General features: G+C 70.6%; 1 protein-coding gene. It reads right to left on the bottom strand.

The genetic code is table 11. From position 1 onward, the window contains the following. On the bottom strand, nt 1-3,764 hold a 3,764-nt coding region (locus ACWD3H_RS47435; protein ID WP_451959766.1), incomplete at both ends, for a type I polyketide synthase.

Below are 3,764 nucleotides of genomic sequence, written 5' to 3'. Positions count from 1 at the left end.
CCGTCCTGGTTCACCGCCGAACCCCGCACCACCGCCAGCACCTGGTGCCCGTTGCGGCGCGCGTCCGACAGCCGCTCCAGCACCAGCACACCCACGCCCTCCGACCAGCTCACCCCATCGGCCGCGTCGGAGTAGGACTTGCACCGGCCGTCGCCGGCCAGCCCGCCCTGCGCACTGAAACCGATGAACGCTCCCGGAGTGGCCATCACGGTCACACCACCGGCCAACGCCAGGCTGCACTCACCCGACCGCAGCGCCTGCGCAGCCATATGTGTCGCCACCAGCGAGGAGGAGCAGGCGGTGTCCACCGTCACCGCCGGACCCTCCAACCCCAGCGCATACGAGACCCGGCCGGTCGCGACGCTGCCCGCCGTACCGGTGCTGATGAAGCCCATCGCCTCCGGCGGGAGGTCGGCGCTCATCCCGTAGTCGTGATACATCAGCCCGGCGAACACACCCGTGTGACTGCCCCGCAAGGAGACCGGGTCCATGCCCGCCCGCTCGATCGCCTCCCACGACGTCTCCAGCAGCAACCGCTGCTGCGGATCCATCGCCAGCGCCTCACGCGGCGAGATCCCGAAGAACCCCGGATCGAACTCCCCCGCCTCGTGCAGGAAGCCACCCGCTTCCACGTAGTCGACGCCCCCCTCAAGGGCACCATGACTCCAGCCACGCGTCGTCGGGAAGGGAGAGATCGCATCTCCGCCCTCACTGACCAGTCGCCACAGATCCTCCGGCGAGGTGACCCCACCCGGATAACGGCACGCCATGCCCACGATCACGATCGGATCGTCCGCGACCGGTACCAGCGACGCGGGGACGACCACGTCGGCATCCTCACCGAACAGCTCGGCCAGCAGGAACTCCGCCAGCAGCGTCGGCGTCGGATAGTCGAACACCAGCGTCGCCGGCAACCGCAACCCGGTCACCCCGTTCAGCCGGTTACGCAACTCCACCGCGGTCAGGGAATCGAAGCCCAGCTCACGAAACTCCCGCCGCACCTCCACCGTCTCCGGCGAGGCATGCCCCAAGACCATGGCCACCCCGGTACGCACCAGATCCACCAGGACCTCGACACGCTCGGCCAGGCCCAGCGGAGCCAGCCGCTGCAGCAACGTCGCGGCCACCACCGAGCCGGACGCCGCCGACCGGCGACCGCCCCGCACCAGACCCCGCAACAACGCCGGCACCTCGCCATAACCGCGCATCGACGGCAGATCCAGCCGGACCGGAACCAGCACCGCATGCTCAAGCACGACAGCGGCCTCGAACAGCGCCAGGCCCTGCTCCACCGACAGCGGCGGCATGCCCGTCCGGGCAATCCGCCGCATATCGGCATCACTCAGCGTGCCGGTCATCCCGCTGTCCTGAGCCCAGGCACCCCACGCCAGCGACAGCGCGGGCAACCCCTCGGCCCGGCGCAACTGAGCCAGCCCATCCAAGAACGCGTTCGCAGCCGCGTAGTTACCCTGACCAGCCGAGCCCATCACCCCGGCCAGCGAAGAGAACACCACGAACGCCGCCAGATCCAGACCCCGGGTCAGCTCATGCAAATGCCAGGCCGCATCCACCTTCGGCCGCAACACGGTATCCAGCCGCTCGGGCGTCAACGACGGAATCGTCCCATCAGCCAGCACACCAGCGGTGTGGACGACCGCAGTCAGCGGATGCTCGGCCGGGACCTGCGCCAGCAGCGCCGCCACTTGGTCGCGGTCAGCCATGTCACACGCCGCGATCGTGACCTCTACCCCGTGCGCGATCAGCTCGGCCTGCAACTCCACCGCACCCGGAGCCTCCAGACCCCGGCGACTGGTCAGCAACAGACGCCGCACACCCCGCTCGGCCACCACATGCCGAGCCAGATGACCACCCAGACCACCGGTACCACCGGTGATCAACACCGTACCGTCCGGATCCCACGACCGCTCCGCCTTCTCGGCCGGTATCACCCGAGCCAGACGGGGCACCCGTACCGCACCCTCACGGACCGCCGCCTGCGACTCCCCACAGGCCAGCACCGCGGCCAGCGACGACGGGGACAGCTCCGCGTCAACGTCGACCAGCACGAACCGGCCCGGGTTCTCCCACTGCGCCGACCGCACCAGACCCCACACCGCCGCGGCCGCCAGATCAGCGACCGCCTCACCCTCCCGCGCCTCGACCGCACCCCTGGTCACGAACACCAGACGCGAAGCCTCGAGCCGCTCATCGGCCAACCACCCCTGCAACAGACCCAGCACCCCAGCCGTCACCGCATGCGCCGACTCCACCACGCCGGTGTCCTCGGAGGAACCGACGGTGAACGTCACCACGTCCGGCACCGGCCCCGCCTCGCCCAGCGCCGACAGATCACGATGAACCGCGACCGACTGCCCGGCCGACTCCCACGCCCCTGCAAGGCCCAGCGCGTCCGGCTCGAACCCGGCGAAACCCACCATCGCCACCGGCACCGGATCGGCCACGGGAACCTCAGAAAGCGTGCTCCACTCCAGCCGGAACAGCCCGTCACGCTCCGCCACCCGGCCACCACCCGCGGCGGCGAGCTGACCGGGCGAGAACGGGCGCAACACCAGCGACCGCGCCGACAACACCGGCTCCCCCGCGGCATCCACCGCCGTCAGCGTGACCGAGTCGTCACCGGCCCGGACCAGCCGCACCCGCAACGTCGCCGCACCACCCGCGTGCAGGCACACCTCACCCCAGGAAAACGGCAACCGGCCGCCCTCGGAATCGTCCAGCCCCACGAAGGCCACACCATGCAGCGCCGCGTCCAGCAACGCCGGATGCACCCCGAACGAACCTGCACTCGACGCCGCCTGCTCAGGCAGGACAACCTCGGCGAACACCTCACCACCGGCACCACGCCAGGCCGCCCGCAACCCCTGGAACACCGGGCCATAGACAAGCAAACCCTCGGCCAGCTGGTCATAGAAACCGTCCAACTCGATCGCGGTCGCGCCGACCGGCGGCCACACCGCCGCATCGAACCGCGCGGCGGCCCGGCCGCCCGTGGCCAGCGTGCCGGTCGCGTGCCGCACCCACGGCACATCCTCCCCAGCCTGCGCCGACCGAGAATAGACGTTCAAAGCACGTCGGCCGGTCTCCTCCGACGCACCCACCGCGATCTGCACCACGACCGCATCGTCCTCACCCAGCACCAGCGGAGCGGCCAGCGTCAGCTCCTCCACCAGGTCACAGCCGACCTGATCACCCGCCCGGATCGCCAGCTCCAGGAACCCGGTCCCCGGGAAGAAGAACATCCCGGCCACCGCGTGATCGGCCAGCCACGGATGGGTCCGCAGCGAGATACGCCCGGTCAGCACCACCCCATCGGAATCGGCCAGCCCGACCGTCGCGCCCAGCAGCGGGTGCCCAGCGGCGGCCAGACCCGCCGCCGCCACATTCCCCGTACCGGCACCCGCACTGCCGTCAGGCCAGAACCACTGGTGCTGGAAAGCGTAGGTGGGCAGGTCGACCCGGCGCCCACCCGGCAGCACCGCCCGCCAGTCGACCGGCACCCCATGCACATACAGCTCGGCCAGCGCCGTCATGGACACCGTCCGCTCGTCGCGATCCTTACGCAACACCGGCACCAGCACCGCGTCCGACCCGGGCACCTCCGCGTCGGCGGCCAAGGTATCGGCGGCCATCGCGGTCAACACCCCGTCAGGGCCCAGCTCCAGATACGCCCGCACGCCCCGCGCGTGCAGCGTACGGACCCCGTCGGCGAAACGGACCGCGCCACGCACCTGCTCCACCCAGTA

The organism is Streptosporangium sp. NPDC002607, from assembly GCF_053592655.1.
The sequence above is the reverse complement of the archived record's forward strand: the minus strand, read 5'-3'. Positions and strand labels throughout refer to the sequence as shown.